This is a genomic window from Ruoffia tabacinasalis, assembly GCF_042652985.1.
Classification (GTDB): domain Bacteria; phylum Bacillota; class Bacilli; order Lactobacillales; family Aerococcaceae; genus Ruoffia; species Ruoffia tabacinasalis.
This window is the reverse complement of record NZ_JBHSHQ010000027.1, coordinates 1-20,636: the sequence shown is the minus strand read 5'-3', so window position 1 is coordinate 20,636 and position 20,636 is coordinate 1. Positions and strand designations below refer to the sequence as shown.

Below are 20,636 nucleotides of genomic sequence, written 5' to 3'. Positions count from 1 at the left end.
TGGACTAAGTATCATGAAAGGAAGAGGAAAGTGTATGTTAAAAAAATATGATTTCGATGATATTGATGATCGCTATGACAATTTTAAACGGTCGAATCTAGGGGAAGAAATTGATAAGTTACAAAGAATCGTCCAAAGATTAAAGATACCTGTGCTCATCCTAGTGGATGGTTGGGAGAGCTCAGGGAAGGGCGACATTATTAATGATTTAACAAGAGAATTAGACCCGCGTTATGTCAAAGTTGAACTATTTGACAGTCGGTCTGATGTTGATTATCTACATCCAAGCGTGTGGCGTTTTTGGCAAAAACTACCAAGTCACGAAGAAGTCGTCGTATTTGATCAAAGTTTTTACTCACAGGTTATGAACAAAGATGAACGATCGAGTGATAAATTAAAGCAAAGAACTGAAGAATTATTAAACTTAGAACATATGCTTCTGGATGATGGCACTATTGTTATTAAATTCTTTTTACATATTAAAGAAAAAACCCAAAGTAAAAATATAGAAGCTTTAGAAGATTCTAAATTCCGTCAATTTTTACTATCAGATAATGATTATAAACAAAACAAAAACTATGAAGAATATTTAGAATGGTTTGGTAAAGTCTTAAAGAAAACAGATGTGCCTGAAAGTCCATGGAATATAATTAATGCAGAAGACAGAAAGTTAGCAGCTAAGACTGTTTTAGGTATTACGCTCGAAGAAATCACATCAGGGATTGAACGAGTGACTTTAGCAAGAGAGCGAGCAGATAAATCGGATCGTAAATATTATATAGAAGATACCCAGTTAGATGAGTTTGATTTATCTAAGACAATCTCAGATAAAGAGTACGACAAAGAATTAGAAATTTTACAAAAGGAAGCTGCTGATTTAGTTTATGATTGTTATACGAAAGATATTGCTATTATTACTGCTTTTGAAGGGGTAGATGCGGCTGGTAAGGGTGGAGCAATCCAAAGATTGACGCGCCATATTGATCCTCGAAGTTATACGATTCATGGAATTAAAGCACCGACAGATTTAGAAAACAGCTATCATTATTTATGGCGTTTTTGGACCAAATTCCCCAAAGATGGAGACATGGCCATCTTTGACCGAAGCTGGTATGGTCGTGTTCTCGTTGAACGAATCGAAGGGTTTGCTTCAGAGTCAGAATGGGAACGCGCTTATGATGAGATTAATCATACGGAAAAAGTATTAACAGATCACGGAAGTATTGTGATGAAATTCTTTATGTATATTGATGAAGATGAGCAAAAAGAGCGTTTCGAAGATCGCCAAGAAGAACCAGATAAGAATTATAAAATTACCGAAGATGATTGGCGCAATCGAAGCCAGTGGGATGAATATATTGCTGCTTATGAAGAGATGCTAGATCGTACCCATACGGCTAATGCTCCGTGGTATATTGTTGCGACTAATCAAAAGAAATTTGCCAGAATTGAAGTATTAAAGCACTTTATTAATCATATTAAAGAGCATTTAAGTGAGTTACCAGAGTCATAAGCATCAAAATTATAACTTAATATTAATTTAAAATGAGAAAAGTGTTGTCTTTTCTCATTTTATTGTATAGAATATAATTTAGAATAAAGATTTTATAAGAAGAGGAGGATAATAATGGGAGATACAGAAAGCAACTTACAATTAGATAACGACAGTCGATTAATGGTGGCAGGCCTATTATTACTCGGCCTGCCGGAAAAATTTAACTTATAAAATTTGGAGGAAATTATGGACATTAAAATTAAACAAATCGGGAAACATATTATTACTGGGATTACAATCGCATCGGCACTTCTATCGCCAGTCTTAACTTCAGCACAAGATACCGTAAAAATTGGTGCTAACTATGAATTATCCGGGGACGCTGCGTCTTATGGGACTCAAATGTTAGAAGGTTTAGAGTTAGCTGTTGAAGAAGTGAATGCCAATGGTGGAGTACTTGATGGTCAAGAAATTGAGATTGTGAGTTATGATAATCAAAGTGATGTAACAGAATCTGCATCGGTAGCCCAAAGATTAGTAGCTGAAGGCGTTGTTGGAGTGGTCGGACCGGCAACAACAGGAAACACAGAGGCGCAACTGCCAATTTTCACAGAGGCGAACATTCCAATGGTATCTCCATCAGCAACGGATGATAATATTACTTTTGATTCAGCCGGAGATGTTTTAGAATACTTCTTTAGAGTGTGTTTCAATAACTCATATCAAGGAAGTGCAGGAGCAGCCTTTGCTGCTGAAGATTTAAGTGCAACGAATGCACTTGTGTTTGTGGATCAATCGTCAGATTATTCACGCGGGTTAGCGGACAACTTCAATGCTGAATTTGAGAGTCGTGGTGGAACGATTGTCAATGAAGATTCATTTACAGCTGGTGATACAGACTTTTCAGCGATTCTAACAACAGCGATGACACAAGACTTTGATGTTATTTATATTCCAGCTTATTATACTGAAGCAGGATTAATTATTAAACAAGCCCGTGAGATGGGAATTGAACAACCAATTATTGGACCTGACGGATTCTCAAGTGAAGTTTTATTAGACCTTGCAGGAGTTGAGAATGCGAACGACATCTACTATACTGACCACTTCTCAAACGAAAGTGAAGAAGAGTCGGTTCAGAATTTTCTTTCAGCTTTTGAAGAAAAGTATGGTAAAGAAGGTGGAACATGGAACGCACTTGGTTATGATGCAGCTATGTTAATTATTGATGCTATCGAACGTAGTGGTTCAACAGATCCACAAGCCATTACAGATGCGATTGCTGAAACAACTGAATTTGCGGGAGTAACGGGGACATTCGCGATTGACGAAGACCATAACCCAGTAAAACCAGCGGTTATGATAGAACTACAAGAAGGTGAAATTGTTTCGGCTGAGAACGTATCAGCAGAATAATCAGTATAATTTACAAGCAGAAGGGCATAGACCTTCTGCTTTTTTAGTGTGTAAATTTTATAAATCAATACAAAAAAGCTGAGAAGTAAATACCTCTCAGCTTGAATAGTTAATGATTATAGTAATGATTCTGCTAAATCGATCGAAGCACGAATGCTTTCAGCTGAAGCATTTAATTTCTCAGTTTCCCATTCATTTAATGATACTTCGAAGCGTTTAGTCCAACCTTGACGTGTAACTACTGTCGGAGTACTAAATGCTACTGGGCGTTCTGTGTTGTACTCACCATCAAATAATGGTGTACTTACAGGATAAATTGAATGCTCATCTAACAGAATTGAACGTGCTAATTCGATTGATGACTGCGCCACTGCTGCGTTTGTTACTCTAAATTTGTTATCAAATACTTCATAAGCTGCTTGAACAACTTTTTCTTGAACTTCGTCAGCAGTTAATGGTTCAATATCAGGGAAATGCTCTGATAATTGGTCATAAGGAATACCAGCTACACTTACGCGACTTAAGATTGGTACTGCACTGTAACCATGCTCACCCATCATGTATCCACTCACTGATTTAGGATCAACGCCGTAATGCTTACCGATGATATAACGTAATCTTGCTGAGTCTAACATACATCCTGTACTCATCATACGTTCTTTTGGATATGAAAATTCATTCGCAGCCATATAAATGACAGTATCAGCTGGGTTCGTAATAAAGATAATGATCGCTTCTTGCGTTACTTCGCTTATGTTTTTCATAATTGAACGAATAATTGAAGCATTGTTCGTTAATAATTGTTGACGGTCCGCTGGTACTTCACCATTGGGATAAACGTGCGTTGCTGAAACAATGATAACATCCGCATCGCTCAGATCATTATAATCATTTGATGAATGGATGTTAACATTTTGACGAGAAAGTAATCCAGTAGCATGGTCTTGGTCTAAAGCTTCACCAAAAGCTAGCTCTTCTCTACTATCTACAACAACGATTTCCCCGAATAAGTCAGAAGAACTTGCGTAGGCTAAGACATGCTCTCCTACGTGGCCGACTCCGATAATCCCTAATTTTTGTGATTTCATTTTCAAACTCCCTTAAATTAAAATTTTAATAATATTCTTATTTAAACATATAAAAACTGTTTTTTAAAGAAATAATTAATATAAAGTATACTATATGAGTATAACTTAGCAAATTTCACTATTATATGAAAAGTAAATGAGATTATAGTTAAATAATTGTTGACTTAATCTAATTAATCGTTTATTATAAATCTAACAACAAAAGATAAGAGGGAATCACATGAAGAAAAGTGTATTAAACGTTCAAAATATTATTATTAGCATTATCATTAGATAGTGTTTGTAGCTAAATGATTAGGTGCAAACACGGCTTCGGTTGTTTGTGTCTATGAGGTGCTAGTTATTTTGATGCCCACATAGATTGATATCTAGAGTGGGAATATTTGATGCACTTTTTTAAAGTGAGCCAAAAAACCTGACCTAGATAATCTGTCTAAGTCAGGTTTTTTGTTGAAAAATTATTCTTGAGGAGGAGTACAAAATGAAATTAAGAAAATTAGCGTTGTCTTTATTAACAGGATTAGCAGTCGGGTCGAGTTTATTAGGAGCAGGTCAAGTATTAGCGCAAGATACTGTAAAAATCGGTGGAAACTTTGAATTAACTGGAGATGCAGCGGCTTACGGAACACCCATGTCAGAGGCGGCAAAATTAGCAGTTAAAGAAGTAAATGAAAATGGTGGAGTATTAGGTGGTGAGGTTGAATACGTAGAGTATGATAATACATCAGATTTAACTGAAGCTGCTTCAGTTGCTCAGCGATTAGCATCTGAAGACGTTGTCGGAATTGTAGGACCAGCAACAACAGGTGACTCTAACGCACAAATTCCAGTCATTCAAGAAGCAGCAGTTCCAGCAATTTTACCAGCAGCAACGGGGAATGGTATGACATTAGACGATAATGGAGATGTGTTTGAGTATTTATTCCGTGTAGCATTTGAAGATGCATTCCAAGGCCGTGCGGCAGCAACATATGTTACGGAAACATTAGGTGCACAAACAGCAGCATTATTCGTTGACCAATCTACGGACTATGCGACAGGGCTAGAGCAGGCATTTACTGAAGAGTTTGAAGCTTTAGGAGGACAAGTTGTTACAACTGAATCATTCCAATCAGGCGATACTGATTTTACAGCATCGTTAACATCATTACTATCTCAAGAGTTTGATGTACTTTATGTACCTGGTTACTATACAGAAGTTGGTTTATTAATTAAACAAGCACGTGAATTAGGAATTACACAACCGATTGTCGGAGGAGATGGTTTAGGTAACCAAACTTTGGTTGACTTAGCAGGAGCAAGTAACGTAAACGATGTTTACTATACAGCTCACTATTCTCCATTAAGTGAAGATGAAGACTTACAAGCTTTCTTAACAAAGTTTGAAGAAGAATATGGTAAACAAGCAGATCAATTCGCAGTATTAAGTTATGATGCGACAATGTTATTATTAGATGCTGTTGAGCGTGCGGGATCAGCTGATCGTCAAGCAGTTACAGATGCTTTAGCAGCGACGGAAACATTTAATGGGTTAACGGGTACGTTCTCAATTGACGAAGATCATAACCCAGTTAAAGAAGTTTTAATGTTGCAATTAACAAATGGTGAAGTTGCAAACGTAGAAGCTGTTAATGTGGGTGAATAGCAACACGTTTTAAGACATAAACTGTAAGCTATTAACATGTTTGTTATTAGCTTACAGTCTTTTTATTAGAATTAAATTAGAAACATTCAATAAAATATATAATTTGTAGAAGTGTAGTTTAAAAAGGATAAAGACAGAAAAATGAAACGGTTACATTTGTTTTTAATTGGAATTATTAGAGAAAAGCTAATTTATTTAAGAAAACCGGTTGTAAAATTAGAAAGTCTATATTATACTCTTATAAATTATTAAATTTTAACAAGAAAGGAATTTTATTATGCAACTATTTTTGCAGCAACTAGTAAATGGTGTTGCTTTAGGTAGTATATATGCATTGATGGCCTTAGGTTATACAATGGTATATGGTACGATTAAACTAATTAACTTTGCACATGCCGATATATTTATGATGGGTGCCTTTGTAGGGTATTACTTAGTCACAGTTTTAGAGATGAACTTATTCTTAGCAATGTTAATTGCTATGATATTTTGTGCAATTTTAGGAGTCGTAATTGAACGTGTTGCATATAAGCCTTTACGTAATTCAACTCGAGTAGCTTCTTTGATTACAGCTATTGGTGTGTCTTATTTTCTACAGAATACTATGATTTATTTCTTAGGTCCGGAAGTTAGAGCTTTTCCGTCACCACTTGAGACTTCAATCTATCGTATAGGTAATATTGTAATTAACTCTAAACAAATTTTAGTATTTGCTATTACAGTGATCTTAATGATCTTACTGTATATAATTGTTCAACGTTCAAAAATGGGGAAAGCAATGCGAGCTGTTGCCGTAGACTCAGAAGCGTCACAATTAATGGGGATTGATGTGAACCGCGTTATTTCCTTTACATTCGCCTTAGGTTCAGGACTTGCAGGTATTGCCGGTGTCCTAGTTGGTGTTTATTATAATTCAATCTCTCCAGGTATGGGTACAGCTTTAGGTCTAAAAGCCTTCGTAGCTGCCGTTGTTGGAGGCGTTGGGTCAATTCCTGGAGCAATGGTTGGTGGATATGTCATTGGTATTCTAGAAACAATTGTTACTTTCATGGGTGGATCAATGTATAAAGATGCCGTAGTTTATGGATTATTAATTGTTATCTTACTGGTACTTCCTTCAGGGTTGTTTGGTAAGAATGTTAAAGAGAAAGTTTAGGTGAGAACATGCAAAGAATACATTTACGAAGTATATCATGGTTAGCGCTAGCGCTCTTTGGTTTTGCGGCAATCTACTTTCTAACTTCAACAGGCGTTATTAATCCATTCTACCGAATTACATTGATGACAATTATGTTGAACGTTATTTATGCAGCAGGTTTAAACCTTATCTTAGGAGTCGCCGGTCAATTCTCATTAGGACATGCCGGTTTTATTGCTATTGGAGCTTATTCAGCTGCCATCTTTACAAAAGAAATGGACAATAGTACATTAGGTTTATTTGTTGGGATTGCAGTCGGAATGGTCATTGCAATGATCGTGGCATTATTAGTTGGTGTCCCTACTTTAAGACTGAAGGGTGATTACTTAGCTATCGCAACACTTGGTGTTAGTGAGATTATCCGTGTTCTAATTAATAATTTACGTGATATTACAAATGGTCCAGCAGGTATCAGTGGTATTCCATTAGTAACAACTTGGGAGTTAGTTTATATCTTCTTAATTATCATTGTAACGATTATTGTATGTTATACATATAGTAGTAGTGGACGTGCCACTTTAGCAATCAATCAAAACGAAATTGCTGCTGAGGCCATGGGAGTGAGTGTTACTAAATATAAAGTTATGGCTTTTGTTATTGGAGCAATGACGGCAGCTGTTGGTGGGTCACTTCAAGCGACATTCATTGGTATCGTAACGCCAAGTGATTATACATTTAACCGTTCAATTGATGTATTAATCATTGTCGTATTTGGTGGTATTGGTAGTTACACTGGTACTTTCATTGCTGCGATATTATTAGGATTACTTAACTTATTCCTTCAAGACTATGGTCAATTGCGTATGGTTATTTATGCCGTTGCCTTAGTGCTAATTATGATTTTCCGCCCAGGAGGGTTATTAGGAACTTGGGAATTCAAATTTGGTAGTATCGTGGACAGATTATTTGGAAGTAAAGATAAGGAGGCAGTTTCATGAGTCTATTAGAAGTCGATAAATTAACAAAAAACTTCGGTGGATTAGCAGCCGTATCAAATGTTTCCTTAGAGTTGAACGAGGGTGAATTAGTTGGATTAATTGGCCCTAACGGAGCAGGGAAGACAACATTCTTCAACCTTTTAACTGGCGTATATAAACCAACAGAAGGAACAATTAAATTAAAAGTTGATGACGAAATGAAAGAACTAAATGGTAAGCGACCAGATAAAATTAACGGAATGGGCCTAGCAAGAACATTCCAAAACATTCGCTTATTCCCAGATATGACTGTACTTGAAAATGTTCAAGTAGCGATGCACCGAGAAGATGGGAATTCTATGTTCTCAAGTATTTTTAGAACATCTGCTTATTATGAAACAGAAAAAAATATGCGTGAGGAAGCTTTTGAGTTGCTTTCAATCTTTGATTTGGCTAAACATGCTAATGATAAAGCGAGAAACTTAGCTTATGGGCAACAAAGACGTTTAGAAATTGTACGTGCGTTAGCAACTAAACCCAAAATCTTATTCTTAGATGAGCCAGCAGCCGGAATGAATCCGAATGAAACCGCAGATTTAACATCATTAATTGCACAAATCCGTGAGCAATTTAACTTGACGATTGTGTTAATAGAACACGATATGTCTCTAGTTATGGATATTTGCCAAAGAATTTATGTACTGGAATATGGACGATTGATTGCTGAAGGTACACCGAAAGAAATTCAATCAAACGAAGATGTTGTTCGTGCATACTTAGGAGGGGATAGTTAATGTTAAAAGTAAATAATCTCCAAGTAAACTATGGAATGATTAACGCGGTTCGTAACGTGAGTTTTGAAGTTAATGAAGGTGAAATCGTTACTTTAATTGGAGCCAATGGAGCAGGTAAATCGACGATTCTTAGAACAATTTCTGGTTTAGTTAAAGCTGCTGGTGGATCGGTTGAATACGAAGGTAAAAACTTAGAGAAATATTCACCTAAAAAGATTGTTGAAGCTGGAATTTCTCAAGTACCCGAAGGCCGTCACGTATTTAAAGGCTTAAGTGTTAAAGAAAATTTAGAATTAGGTGCGTTTTTACGTAAGGATAAAGATCAAATCGAACAAGACTTACAAAACGTTTATAAACGATTCCCAGTATTAAGTGAACGTCTGAAACAAGACGCTTCAACTTTATCTGGTGGAGAGCAACAGATGTTAGCCATGGGTCGTGCTTTAATGTCTAAACCTAGATTATTATTACTCGATGAGCCATCGATGGGACTTGCACCCATTTTCATTAAAGAAATTTTTAGTATCATTGAATCCATCCAAAAACAGGGAACAACCGTGCTTTTAATTGAACAAAATGCTAAAATGGCATTGCAGATAGCTACACGAGGCTACGTGTTAGAGACGGGTAAAGTTGTTTTATCTGGATCTGGTGAAGAGTTATTAGCAAGTGATGAAGTTCAAAAAGCATATTTAGGAGGATAAAAATGTACGTAAAAGATTATATGACAGCAGAATTAATTACGATTACACCTCAGACTTCTGTGACTGAGGCTCAAGATTTATTACGTAAACATGATATTAATCGTCTACCAGTTTTAAAAAATGACAAGCTTGTTGGTTTAGTAACTAAAGATTTAATTAATCGTAACTTACCATCGAACGCGACAAGTTTAAGTCGTAATGAAATTAACTATTTATTAGAGAAAACAACTGCAGAAGATATTATGGCTACAAAATTACACTCAGCAAATCCAGATACACTATTGGATCATGCAGCGACAATTATGTCTGAGAATAATTTAGGTGTCTTAGTTGTCTTAGAGAACGAAAGATTAGTCGGAGTCATTACAGACAAAGATATCTTTAATGCATTCGTGGATATATCAGGAACGCGCGAACCTGGGACGACTATAGTTGTTGAGTTAGACAAAGACCGTGAAGGTGTGATTGAAGAAATTGGTGATGCCTTAGTTGAGTCAGATAATAACCTAACTCATATGATTGTTTACTATCATCTTGAGAATTCAATTCGAATTGTCATCAGTGTGAATACAGATAGAGTGGATAATTTAGTTCAAGCTATTGAAAAGCGTGGTTATGAAGTTAAATCAGTAACAAAAAAACCAAATTAAGATATAGAGAAAGGCCGTTCCAAACGAAGAGGTTTGAGACGGCCTTTTAAATATTTATAACAGTTCTTGAATATCTTTTTTGAAACTTATAGGTTTAGTTGTTGGTGGATATCTTTTTGCTACCTTACCTTGACGGTCAATTAAAAATTTTGTGAAATTCCATTTAATATCATTGTTAAGTAAGCCGCCTTTTTCTTGTTTTAACCATTGGAACACAGGCTCAGCGTTCTTCCCATTGACATTCACTAATTCATTCAATGGAAACGTCACACCAAAATTAATCTCACAACTTTCTGCCATAGAATCATTGGTTTGATCTTCTTGTTTAAATTGATTGCTCGGAAAGCCAATGACGGTAAAATCTTGTTCTTTGAATTCTTGGTAAAGTGCTTCTAGCTCTTCGAATTGGGAATTGAGACCACATTGTGTGGCAGTATTCACAATCAATAAAACGTGATTATTGTAATCATTCAATCGATAGGGATCACCATTGCTTCGAATAAGTGAAAAGTCAGGTAGTGGCATAATATCTCCTTCTCTAATTAAAGTTATCTTATAGATCTACGTTATGATAAACCTTCTGAACATCCTCGTCATCTTCAAGTGCATCAATGAGTTTTTCAAACTGAGCTAAATCATCTTCCCCAAGTGATACTTCTGATTTAGGAAGCATTTCTAATTCAGCAACTTCGAACTTATCAATTCCAAATGCTTCAAGTGCGTCTTTAATATGGCTGAAATTTGTTGGTTCACCATAAACAACGACTTGGTCATCTTCTTGTTGAACGTCACGGACGTCAACATCAGCTTCGAGTAAAGCCATCATTACTTCTTCTGCATCTTGATTTGCAATTACAAACACAGCTGTGTTATCAAATAAATAACTTACTGAGCCACTGACACCCATGTTTCCACCGTTTTTACCGTATAAAGAGCGGACATTTCCAGCAGTACGATTTACATTATTCGTTAAGGCATCAACGATAATCATTGAACCACTTGGACCGAAGCCTTCATAACGTAATTCTTGGAATTGCTCGTCATCTGATCCTTTTGCTTTATCCACAGCGCGATCGATAATATGTTTAGGTACATCATAAGTCTTTGCACGTTCAATCGCAAATTTTAGTTTTTGGTTTAAATCGGGATCAGGTTCACCTGATTTTGCTGCTGCATAGATTTCAATACCAAACTTCGCATAGACACGGGAAGTATCTTGGTCTTGCTTCGCTTTTTTTTCTCTGATATTCATCCATTTACGTCCCATTAACTTCACTTCTCTTTCTTAGTTTATCTTATATTATTATAACCATAGTTTCTTAAATTGTTAAATAATAAATTGGTGAGTGTAATTAAGATAAAAGTATACACTTAGAATGCGATGTTGACAAGTTTGAGAGTTAGTAGTTTAACAAAGAATTTTTAGTTGCAAAAGCATGTATATATTAAAATAATGAAGTATATAAATTATCAAAAAAATAAATATAAAAGCGGGCGGCAGGATGTTTTTAACTATATCACTTTCTGTAGTGGTTACGGGACTTATATTTATTTATATTTGGTATAAAGAACCAGGAAGATGAGCCTAAGGCGTTTTCTTTCTCGCTTTTGCCCTATGTTTAGCTTTATTATTATTTTATCTATTGGTGATGTATGAGCAGTTGGCAATTTTAATTGGTTTAGCCATAATGTTATTAGCTATCTTATTAATAGGGTCATTAAGGATTAACGTTGGCTTTACCTATAGTGGGATATTGCTAGTTAGACGTGAAGGGTTTAAGTTTCATAATATTTTTTCTTCATTATATTCTGCGGGCTTAATATTTTACATAATGGTGTGGCCGATGGTTTCAGATTTCACAGAGCGTACGATTTTTAATACGGTTTATATTTATATTTTTTTCTTAATTGTTTTCTTTCTTTTAATTATCAATCTATATTTGATAAGAACGGTATTGAATTTAATGCACTTTTCCAAACCATATCATGATTATCTCGTGGTTCTTGGGGCGGGATTAGATGGGAGAAGGGTTACGGCATTATTAGCTAGTCGAGTAAACAAAGCGATTGAATTATATAGGAAGAATCCTGGTATTAAATTAATCATGACAGGATGTCAAGGGGAAGTGAAGTGGTTGCTGAAGCATCAGTGATGACCAGCTACGCACTTGAAAGAGGAGTACCCGAAGAAGTGATTACCCTAGAGAATATGGTAACCTTATAATTAGTATTGGGTAAAGATAGGAAAACAAAGGCAATAATAGCTGGTTATATTTATTTAAAAAACAAGCTGGTTAAATTTATTTAAAAAAGACTTGACAAGAATGGTTTACAATAGTAAACTTATCTCAAACATTTACGTTTACGCACGTAGACAATAAGGAGGGAAAGAGAATGAGTACAATAGTTATAAACCCTCATATCACGGATGCTGAATGGGAGGTTATGCGTGTAGTCTGGGCGAATGGTCGAGTGACTAGTAAAGAAGTCATCTCCATATTGAAAGAAAAAATGGACTGGAAACAAGCCACTATCAAAACGCTCTTAGGTCGACTGGTTGAAAAAGGCGCACTGAATACAGAACAAGAAGGTAGAAAATATATTTATTCGACAAATATCGAAGAGAAAGAAGCGGTAAGAAGTTTTACAAACGATATTTTCGATCGTATTTGTCGGAAGAATGTCGGGAATGTAATAGAGAGTATCATTAAGGATCATACTTTAAGTTTCGATGATATCCAACGGCTAGAAGAAATATTAGAGATGAAAAAAGCTTTTGCAGTAGAAGAAGTTGATTGTCAGTGTGCAGAAGGGCAATGCGATTGCCATTTACATCATCATGGAGAATAAGGAGCGAAAAAATTGGAGAATAAATCATTTGCCATAGAAGGTATGACCTGTGCGTCTTGTGCACAGACAGTAGAAAAAGCAGCAAAAAAGGTTCGTGGGGTCACACAGGCTTCCGTAAACCTAGCAACAGAGAAGTTAAGTATAGAGTACGATGAACCAACTTTTTCGGTAGAAAATCTACAAAAAGCGGTGGATAATTCAGGGTATGAACTGATTGCCCAAGAGGGAAAGACGCAAACCTTTGCAATTGAAGGGATGACCTGCGCATCCTGTGCACAGACAATTGAAAAAGCTGTCGGAAAGTTGTCGGGCGTAGATAAAGCTTCAGTCAATTTAGCGACAGAAAAAATGCAAGTTTCTTATAACCCGTCAGCAATTTCAGTATCTGATGTGACTGGTGCTGTATCCAATAGTGGTTATGCAGCCGTATTAGAGACTACGGATACTCAAGATCATTCACGAGCAGAGAAGCGTGAGAAAAAAGAAAAAAGAATGAAGCAACTTTCAAATCGTTTTGGGATATCCATTATATTTACAATCCCTTTATTAATTATATCCATGGGTCCAATGGTAGGTATGCCTCTACCAAATATCGTTGACCCAATGATAAATGCATTTAATTTTTCTCTTTTACAACTTATTCTGACTTTGCCGATAATGGTAGTAAGCTGGGAATATTTCCAGAAGGGATTCAAAACCTTATTTAAAGGTCACCCAAATATGGATTCCCTGATTGCGCTTGGTACGGCGTCTGCATTTGTTTACAGCCTTGCTGCGACAATCGGGACAGGCCTGGGTTACGGCAACTTTTCCGATTTACTTTATTATGAAGTAACTGGAGTTATCTTGGCGCTCCATACATTAGGGCTATTTTTAGAAGAACGCTCAAAGGGGCAAATGTCCTCAGCGATTGAAAAATTAGTTAACTTGGCTCCTAAAACAGCTCGAGTAATACGTAATGGTGTGGAACAAGAGATTACTGTGGACGAAGTCGCTTTAGGAGATGTTATTCGAGTTCGTCCGGGAGAAAGTATGCCTGTAGATGGTGTTGTTGTTGAGGGACGCACTTCAGTCGATGAATCAATGCTGACAGGAGAAAGTATCCCCGTGGAAAAGGAAAGTGGAGACGAGGTTATTGGCGCTAGTATCAATAAAAATGGGTCCATTGATTACCGCGCGACTCGAGTGGGAAGTGATACAACTCTATCTCAAATCATAAAATTAGTAGAAGATGCTCAAGGGTCTAAAGCACCCATTGCTCGAATGGCCGATATCATTACCGGATATTTCGTACCGATTGTTATAGCATTAGCCGTTTTAGCAGGGATTGCTTGGTTAATTGCAGGTCAATCTGGAATATTTGTTTTATCCGTTATCATAACAACCCTTGTCATTGCTTGTCCATGTGCCTTAGGTTTGGCGACTCCAACAAGTATTATGGTTGGAACCGGAAAAGGGGCAGAACATGGTGTCTTGATAAAAAGTGGTGAGGCGTTAGAAACCACTCATAATTTAGACACGATTGTATTTGATAAAACAGGGACACTGACAGAAGGTAAACCTATCGTGACGGATATTTTGGTAACTCCTCTTATTACTAAAGAAAATCTTTTATATTATGCAGCTTCCGGTGAAACAGGTTCTGAACACCCATTAGGCGAAGCCATCGTACAGAAATCAAAAGAAGAGAACATGACATTAGCTAAACCAGATCATTTTGAAGCGATTCCTGGACACGGGATTCGAGTTGAAATTGAGGGCAAAGATATGTACATTGGAAACCGTAAACTGATGCTAGAGCAAAAGATTGATTTATCAAGCATGGAAAAAGAATCCGATCGTTTAGCAGACGAAGGAAAAACACCGATGTATCTCTCTGTTGATGGAGAACTAGCTGGAATTATCGCAGTAGCTGACACACTCAAGGAAAATAGTATGAAGGCTGTTAAAGAACTTAGAAGACGCGGTGTTGAAGTAATCATGATTACTGGAGATAACAAACGAACAGCCAAAGCGATTGCTAAGCAAGTGGGTATAGATAGTGTATTAAGTGAAGTATTACCTGAAGATAAAGCAGAGGAAGTCAAAAAACTACAAGAGGCAGGCAAGAAGGTAGCGATGGTTGGAGACGGCATTAACGATGCACCCGCCTTAGCTCAAGCAGATGTCGGAATTGCAGTTGGATCAGGTACAGACGTGGCGATTGAATCGGCTGATATTGTCCTTATGCGTAATGATTTAACCGCTGTATTGACTGCGATTGATTTAAGTCATGCAACGCTACGAAACATTAAACAAAACTTGTTCTGGGCTTTTGCTTACAACCTTGTCGGTATCCCAGTTGCAATGGGTCTCTTGTATATCTTTGGCGGACCATTGATGGGTCCAATGTTTGCGGCAGTCGCGATGAGTTTCAGTTCCGTATCGGTCTTGCTCAATGCTTTACGTTTAAGACGATTCAAACCAGCAGTTGTTTAGAAAATACGTAACTTATCTGGGATTTAAACTTCTACCTATCTATATAATAGGAGAAGATAAATAAAAATAAAAAGGGGAATAGAATAATGAAAAAAGAAGTATTATTAGATGGCGTAAAATGTGCAGGTTGTGCCAATACAGTGCAAGAAAAATTTTCAGCTATTGAAGGGGTTGAATCTGTAGAGGTTGATTTAGCGACTAAAAAAGCAGTACTTGAAAGTCAAACAGAGATTGATACCGAAACGCTCAATGCTGCTTTAGCAGACACTAACTATTCAGTATTAAGTGCATAAAGTACGAATATCATTTATTCATAGATAGTAGATAGAGATAAAGTATAGAACCCTTTTCATGAGAATTATATGCAGTGTTAGATGAGAGGGTTCTAAAACTTTAAAATCAGTCTCTAATCTAATAAGGAGGAATTAAAAATGAGTAATAACAAAAAACATTCGTCACATAGTCATCATAATCACGGCGACATGGATCACTCAAAACACGACCATAATGAAATGGAACATCACGGGGGGCATCACGATCATCATGCTGGTCATGACCACAGTGGGCATGGCGGGCACGATCATCACCACCATGGAGATTTCAAGGAGATATTTTTAAAATCATTGCCTATGGGAATTATCATTATGATTTTATCGCCTATGATGGGGATTTCATTACCATTTCAGTTTACATTTCAGTATTCTGATATATTGGTGGTTCTTCTCTCTACGATTTTGTACATTTATGGAGGTAAACCTTTCTATATGGGGGCAATAGATGAGTTTAAAGAAAAAGCTCCTGGAATGATGGCTCTTGTCACTCTTGGTATCTCTGTATCCTACTTTTACAGTGTTTATGCAGTCATTGCTAGATATGTGACTGGTGAACATGTGATGGACTTTTTCTTTGAATTTTCTTCATTAATATTAATCATGTTGTTAGGTCACTGGATTGAGATGAAAGCTGTTGGAGAAGCAGGAGATGCACAAAAAGCATTGGCTGAGTTGGTGCCGAAAGATGCTCATGTTGTATTGGAAGACGATTCAATTGAAACACGTCCAGTTGCTGACTTGCAAGTAGGTGATTTGATTCGTGTTCAGGCTGGAGAAAATGTTCCAGCAGATGGAACCATTCAGCGCGGCGAATCACGTGTTAACGAAGCACTTTTGACTGGGGAATCGAAACCAATTGAAAAAAATCCCGGAGATGAAGTTATCGGAGGATCAACCAATGGTGACGGAGTCCTCTATGTGGAAATAAAGCAGACGGGCGATAAGTCCTTCATATCTCAGGTTCAGACATTAATCAGTCAAGCTCAAAGCCAACCATCTCGGGCAGAAAATCTTGCACAAAAAGTTGCAGGATGGCTCTTTTATATTGCGGTTATTGTAGCGCTTATTGCCCTTGTTATATGGATGATTATCGCTGATGTATCAACGGCAGTTATTTTTACAGTCACCACATTAGTTATTGCTTGTCCGCATGCGCTGGGTCTGGCTATTCCATTGGTTACCGCACGTAGTACCAGCTTAGGGGCCAGTCGGGGATTATTAGTGAAAGACCGCGAAGCTTTGGAGTTGACTACAAATGCAGATGTTATGGTTTTAGATAAAACGGGAACTTTAACGACTGGTGAGTTTAAAGTACTAGATGTTGAACTCTTTAATGATAAATATACGAAAGATGAAATTGTTGCCTTATTGGCAGGTATCGAAGGCGGATCTAGTCATCCTATCGCTCAGTCAATTATCAGTTACGCAGAACAGCAAGGTATACGTCCAGTAAGTTTTGATTCGATTGATGTTATTTCCGGCGCTGGTGTAGAAGGTCAAGCTAACGGACATCGTTATCAATTAATCAGTCAAAAAGCATACGGACGTAATCTAGATATGGATATTCCAAAAGGAGCAACCCTCAGTGTCTTAGTAGAAAACGACGAAGCAATCGGTGCTGTAGCTTTAGGGGATGAATTAAAACCAACAAGTAAAGAATTAATACAAGCCCTTAAAAAGAACAACATTCAACCCATTATGGCTACGGGTGACAATGAAAAAGCGGCTCAAGGAGCGGCAGAAATTTTAGGTATTGATTATTTGGCTAATCAATCTCCTCAAGATAAATATGAATTAGTTGAAAAACTTAAAGCAGAAGAAAAGAAAGTTATCATGGTCGGTGATGGGGTCAACGACGCACCTTCTCTTGCATTAGCAGACGTTGGTATAGCTGTTGGTGCCGGAACTCAAGTAGCATTGGATTCAGCCGATGTCATCTTGACACAGTCAGACCCTGGCGACATTGAATCCTTTATCGAGTTGGCTCAGAAGACCACACGTAAGATGAAAGAAAATCTTGTTTGGGGAGCAGGGTATAACTTTATCGCGATTCCAATAGCTGCAGGAATACTAGCACCAATTGGCATAACATTAAGTCCAGCAGTCGGTGCCGTCTTGATGTCACTTTCGACTGTAATTGTTGCCATCAATGCTATGACATTGAAATTAGAGCCAAAATAAACAGTTATTTGGCACATGAAATAATTGAATGAGCTTATCGTGTAAAAATACAATAGTTTCACAGGAAAGGAAGAGATGAAATGATTTAAAAAATCATCTCTTCCTTTTTTAGTTTATAAGGAGGAAAAATTATGAGGCTGGTCCTTTTAGGGTTACCTGGTGCTGGGAAAGGCACCCAAGCTAAAAGAATCGCAGAGGAGTACCACCTGACGGCTATTTCAACTGGTGAAATGTTACGAGAAGCAACCAAGGAGAAAGATACATTCGGACTCAGAGTGCAAGAATATATGAATAAAGGAGAGCTAGTTCCAGATGAGTGGATAAACTCATTGGTTAAGAGTCGCTTACAAGCAAAAGATGTTGAAAATGGCTTTGTTCTGGATGGTTACCCACGTACCCTACAGCAAGCAAAAATGCTCGAAGCTTACCTACAAAGTCAGAATCAGAATTTAGACGCTGTTTTCTTTTTAGATGTAAGTCAGGATACGTTAAGACATCGGTTAGCGCAACGAGGGAATCTTCGTTCAAAAGAAAAACAAGGAAATTCCCAAATCGAATCAAAAAGGGAAAAAATTCGACTGGATGACAAACCAGAAGTGATTGAAAATAGGCTACACATTAATAAGGAATTAATGGAATCACTTATTCACTTCTACAAGGAGCGAAATTTGCTTTGCGTTATCAATGGTGAAGGGGATTTTGACAATGTGTTTGACAATATAAATGAGGGTTTATTGTCTGTAAACAAATAACTACACAAATTGAACTTAAATTATGTGATTTAAAACAATTAACTAATGTAAGCTATGAAGGGGATTGAAGAATGAATGTTTTACTTAGTGTAATCGATCCAGTTGCTATTTCAATTGGCCCGATAAAGATTTATTGGTACGGAATTATTATTGCTCTAGCGATGCTGATCGGCATTTCATTAGCTACAAAGGAAGCTCAAAAACTGGGACTTGAAGAAGATACCATGGTAGATATGGCATTATGGGCCATACCAATTGGCTTTATCGGTGCCCGACTTTATTACGTTTTATTCAAATGGGACTACTATATACAGAATCCGAGTGAAATCATCGCAATCTGGAATGGTGGAATTGCCATTTATGGGGGGCTAATTGCGGGTGGTCTCGCAGTATACTGGTTTGCAAGAAGAAAGAAAATGACGCTAACTCTTTTACTAGACATACTGGCACCTAGTGTCCTCCTAGCTCAATCGATTGGTCGCTGGGGAAATTTTATCAATCAAGAGGCCCACGGTGAAGCAGTGAGTCGCCAATTTTTAGAAACTCTTTATTTACCAGAGTTTATTATTGAACAGATGAACATAAATGGTACCTATTACCACCCGACATTTTTGTATGAATCGTTATGGAGTTTATTAGGTTTTATCCTTCTTATTATCCTAAGGAATCAGAAAGGCCTATTACGTCGAGGAGAAGTTGCCCTCAGCTATGTCATTTGGTATTCAGCAGGAAGGTTTTTTATTGAAGGCATGCGTACAGACAGCTTATGGATAGGCGATTTCTTACGAGTTTCACAAGGCTTGTCCCTCGTTTTGTTCGTAGCAGCACTGGGTGTTTTGATGTATCGCAGGTACTATACCTATCCGCCAGTACCCTATTATAAGGATGAGCCCAAACTGTCCAAAGCAGCAAATTAAGGAGGTGAAGATATGCTAGACAGATGGCAGTTAATTAACAGAGAGACCGACAAAGTGGAAATGAAAGGAGCATTGCAAGAGATTCTGGAAGAATTGGATGTGCCCTCTCCTGAAGAGATTTCAGATCAATACACACTAACGAAACCTCAAAATCACTCCACAGGAGATCATGAAAAAAGAAGAGTCAATGAATAAAGCTCTTTTTAGGTTAAATGCAAAAGCTGAATCAGAAAAAGTTTACGACTTTTTGATTCAGCTTTTTTGTCGATTAAGAGTGTACTCAAAATCGACACAAGAAGTACGCTTGGTTTGTGGTCTTCTTTATGTAGTCTAGAAGTGTCGATTTAAAAATAATTTTTGGAAGTATTTTTTTGTTTATTTATCTACTCACTGAGTGTAAAAAGAACACCAATCTGCTATGATTAAAATGTTTAGAACTAATCATAGAATTAAATTCTCAAGTATCATGTGAAATAATCAAATTATCAAATCAGTTTTAAGAAGAAAAGGGGGATAAGATTATGAATAAGACGTTGATTGAATTTCAGGAAAAAGCAATTAATTTTGATTGGGCAGCTTTAGCACAACTAGCAAAAGATCATGTTAATCCTGAACAATTAATAAAAGATATTTATGCAGATGGATATACAGATGGATTCACAGATGGGTATTCAGAAGGTACATTAGATGGAAAAACTGAAGTGCTTATAAAAATTGCGACAATAGGAATCCCATTAGCTGCTTTAAGTACTTATAGTGTAGGTAAACTATGGAATCGACATAAAAAATCAAAAGAAGAAATAGAGATACTTGCTAAAGAAAATGCAAAATTAAAAGCAGAAAAATATACTGAAAAAGTTAAAGATTCAAACAGGAATGAGAAAATCGCTGACAATGTAATTTCGATAAATTTTAAAACTGAAATTAGGAATATAAAATTGTAAATTTCAAGTTCAAGTTAGCCACTTAGTCTCAAAAAATTTTATGATTGTTCTTTCTTTGATTTAACTTAGCTCTTTTCCATATGCTTAGATTGCCTGACGTTCCTGATGGAAGGCGCGGACAAAGCGTTCATAGGGTGTGTCATAAGCCAAGATGCGACGTGGATAGGCATTCATCCACTGTTGTATTCTTAAGCATTGCTCTTTAGTGATTTCCCTCAATGAACAGCCTTTTGGAAAGAATCGCCGAATCAACTTATGTTGGTTTTCACTGGACC

Annotated in this window: 19 protein-coding genes and 1 pseudogene; 16 read left to right on the top strand and 4 right to left on the bottom strand. The window is 36.9% G+C overall.

Annotation, left to right across the window (positions count from 1 at the left end; all coding sequences use genetic code 11):
• Positions 1-34 precede the first annotated feature (34 nt).
• Both ACFO5Y_RS03730 and ACFO5Y_RS03725 read left to right on the top strand, forming a co-directional pair.
• Positions 35-1,513: a phosphate:AMP phosphotransferase gene (locus ACFO5Y_RS03730; RefSeq protein WP_197103550.1), complete on the top strand. Its 1,479-nt coding sequence runs from the start codon at positions 35-37 to the stop codon at positions 1,511-1,513.
• Positions 1,514-1,741: 228 nt separating this feature from the next.
• A complete protein-coding gene (locus ACFO5Y_RS03725) occupies positions 1,742-2,911 on the top strand; it encodes an ABC transporter substrate-binding protein (protein ID WP_197103548.1) in 1,170 nt (389 codons plus the stop codon).
• 116 nt (positions 2,912-3,027) lie between these two features.
• Here ACFO5Y_RS03725 and ACFO5Y_RS03720 read toward each other — a convergent pair whose 3' ends face one another.
• Positions 3,028-3,999 (bottom strand): lactate/malate family dehydrogenase, encoded by a 972-nt coding sequence (locus ACFO5Y_RS03720; RefSeq protein WP_197103546.1) that lies wholly within the window; start codon positions 3,997-3,999, stop codon positions 3,028-3,030.
• A gap of 481 nt (positions 4,000-4,480) precedes the next feature.
• Here ACFO5Y_RS03720 and ACFO5Y_RS03715 point away from each other — a divergent pair, with 481 nt between their 5' ends.
• The 6 genes from ACFO5Y_RS03715 (at position 4,481) to ACFO5Y_RS03690 (ending at position 9,907) form a co-directional block, all read left to right on the top strand.
• Positions 4,481-5,644, top strand: coding sequence for an ABC transporter substrate-binding protein (locus ACFO5Y_RS03715; RefSeq protein ID WP_197103544.1), 1,164 nt, complete (start codon positions 4,481-4,483; stop codon positions 5,642-5,644).
• A gap of 277 nt (positions 5,645-5,921) precedes the next feature.
• Entirely contained in the window at positions 5,922-6,800 is an 879-nt protein-coding gene (locus ACFO5Y_RS03710) for a branched-chain amino acid ABC transporter permease (protein ID WP_197103542.1), read from the top strand.
• Between the two features lie 8 nt (positions 6,801-6,808).
• Entirely contained in the window at positions 6,809-7,780 is a 972-nt protein-coding gene (locus ACFO5Y_RS03705) for a branched-chain amino acid ABC transporter permease (RefSeq protein ID WP_138404361.1), read from the top strand.
• Positions 7,777-8,553, top strand: coding sequence for an ABC transporter ATP-binding protein (locus ACFO5Y_RS03700; protein ID WP_138404360.1), 777 nt, complete (start codon positions 7,777-7,779; stop codon positions 8,551-8,553). Before ACFO5Y_RS03705 ends, ACFO5Y_RS03700 begins: the two co-directional genes overlap by 4 nt.
• Positions 8,553-9,257: an ABC transporter ATP-binding protein gene (locus tag ACFO5Y_RS03695; protein WP_197103540.1), complete on the top strand. Its 705-nt coding sequence runs from the start codon at positions 8,553-8,555 to the stop codon at positions 9,255-9,257. The genes ACFO5Y_RS03700 and ACFO5Y_RS03695 overlap by 1 nt, the downstream gene beginning before the upstream one ends.
• A gap of 2 nt (positions 9,258-9,259) precedes the next feature.
• Positions 9,260-9,907, top strand: coding sequence for a CBS domain-containing protein (locus tag ACFO5Y_RS03690; protein WP_197103538.1), 648 nt, complete (start codon positions 9,260-9,262; stop codon positions 9,905-9,907).
• A gap of 54 nt (positions 9,908-9,961) precedes the next feature.
• Here ACFO5Y_RS03690 and ACFO5Y_RS03685 read toward each other — a convergent pair whose 3' ends face one another.
• Both ACFO5Y_RS03685 and ACFO5Y_RS03680 read right to left on the bottom strand, forming a co-directional pair.
• The gene (locus ACFO5Y_RS03685) at positions 9,962-10,432 is read right to left on the bottom strand and encodes a glutathione peroxidase (RefSeq protein ID WP_197103528.1); all 471 of its coding nucleotides are present in this window, start codon (positions 10,430-10,432) and stop codon (positions 9,962-9,964) included.
• A 28-nt stretch (positions 10,433-10,460) separates the two neighbouring features.
• Positions 10,461-11,174, bottom strand: coding sequence for a YebC/PmpR family DNA-binding transcriptional regulator (locus tag ACFO5Y_RS03680; protein ID WP_197103526.1), 714 nt, complete (start codon positions 11,172-11,174; stop codon positions 10,461-10,463).
• Positions 11,175-12,301: 1,127 nt separating this feature from the next.
• Between ACFO5Y_RS03680 and ACFO5Y_RS03675 the strand changes: the two genes are divergently transcribed.
• From ACFO5Y_RS03675 to ACFO5Y_RS03640, 8 genes are all read left to right on the top strand, one after another.
• Positions 12,302-12,757 (top strand): CopY/TcrY family copper transport repressor, encoded by a 456-nt coding sequence (locus ACFO5Y_RS03675; protein ID WP_197103524.1) that lies wholly within the window; start codon positions 12,302-12,304, stop codon positions 12,755-12,757.
• A 12-nt stretch (positions 12,758-12,769) separates the two neighbouring features.
• Positions 12,770-15,235: a heavy metal translocating P-type ATPase gene (locus ACFO5Y_RS03670; RefSeq protein WP_197103522.1), complete on the top strand. Its 2,466-nt coding sequence runs from the start codon at positions 12,770-12,772 to the stop codon at positions 15,233-15,235.
• Between the two features lie 86 nt (positions 15,236-15,321).
• Positions 15,322-15,528, top strand: coding sequence for a copper chaperone TcrZ (tcrZ, locus tag ACFO5Y_RS03665; protein WP_091268732.1), 207 nt, complete (start codon positions 15,322-15,324; stop codon positions 15,526-15,528).
• Positions 15,529-15,666: 138 nt separating this feature from the next.
• Positions 15,667-17,748 (top strand): heavy metal translocating P-type ATPase, encoded by a 2,082-nt coding sequence (locus ACFO5Y_RS03660; protein WP_197103520.1) that lies wholly within the window; start codon positions 15,667-15,669, stop codon positions 17,746-17,748.
• 131 nt (positions 17,749-17,879) lie between these two features.
• Complete coding sequence (locus ACFO5Y_RS03655; RefSeq protein WP_197103518.1) at positions 17,880-18,500, top strand: adenylate kinase; 621 nt, start codon at positions 17,880-17,882, stop codon at positions 18,498-18,500.
• A 71-nt stretch (positions 18,501-18,571) separates the two neighbouring features.
• Entirely contained in the window at positions 18,572-19,417 is an 846-nt protein-coding gene (gene lgt, locus ACFO5Y_RS03650; RefSeq protein WP_197103516.1) for a prolipoprotein diacylglyceryl transferase, read from the top strand.
• Positions 19,418-19,429: 12 nt separating this feature from the next.
• Positions 19,430-19,612 carry a hypothetical protein gene (locus tag ACFO5Y_RS03645; protein WP_197103514.1) on the top strand — a complete coding sequence of 61 codons (183 nt, stop codon included), beginning with the start codon at positions 19,430-19,432 and terminating at the stop codon, positions 19,610-19,612.
• A gap of 326 nt (positions 19,613-19,938) precedes the next feature.
• Positions 19,939-20,361 (top strand): hypothetical protein, encoded by a 423-nt coding sequence (locus ACFO5Y_RS03640; RefSeq protein ID WP_197103512.1) that lies wholly within the window; start codon positions 19,939-19,941, stop codon positions 20,359-20,361.
• An 84-nt stretch (positions 20,362-20,445) separates the two neighbouring features.
• Here ACFO5Y_RS03640 and ACFO5Y_RS03635 read toward each other — a convergent pair.
• Positions 20,446-20,636, bottom strand: a pseudogene (locus ACFO5Y_RS03635) (IS30 family transposase); the annotation flags it as partial.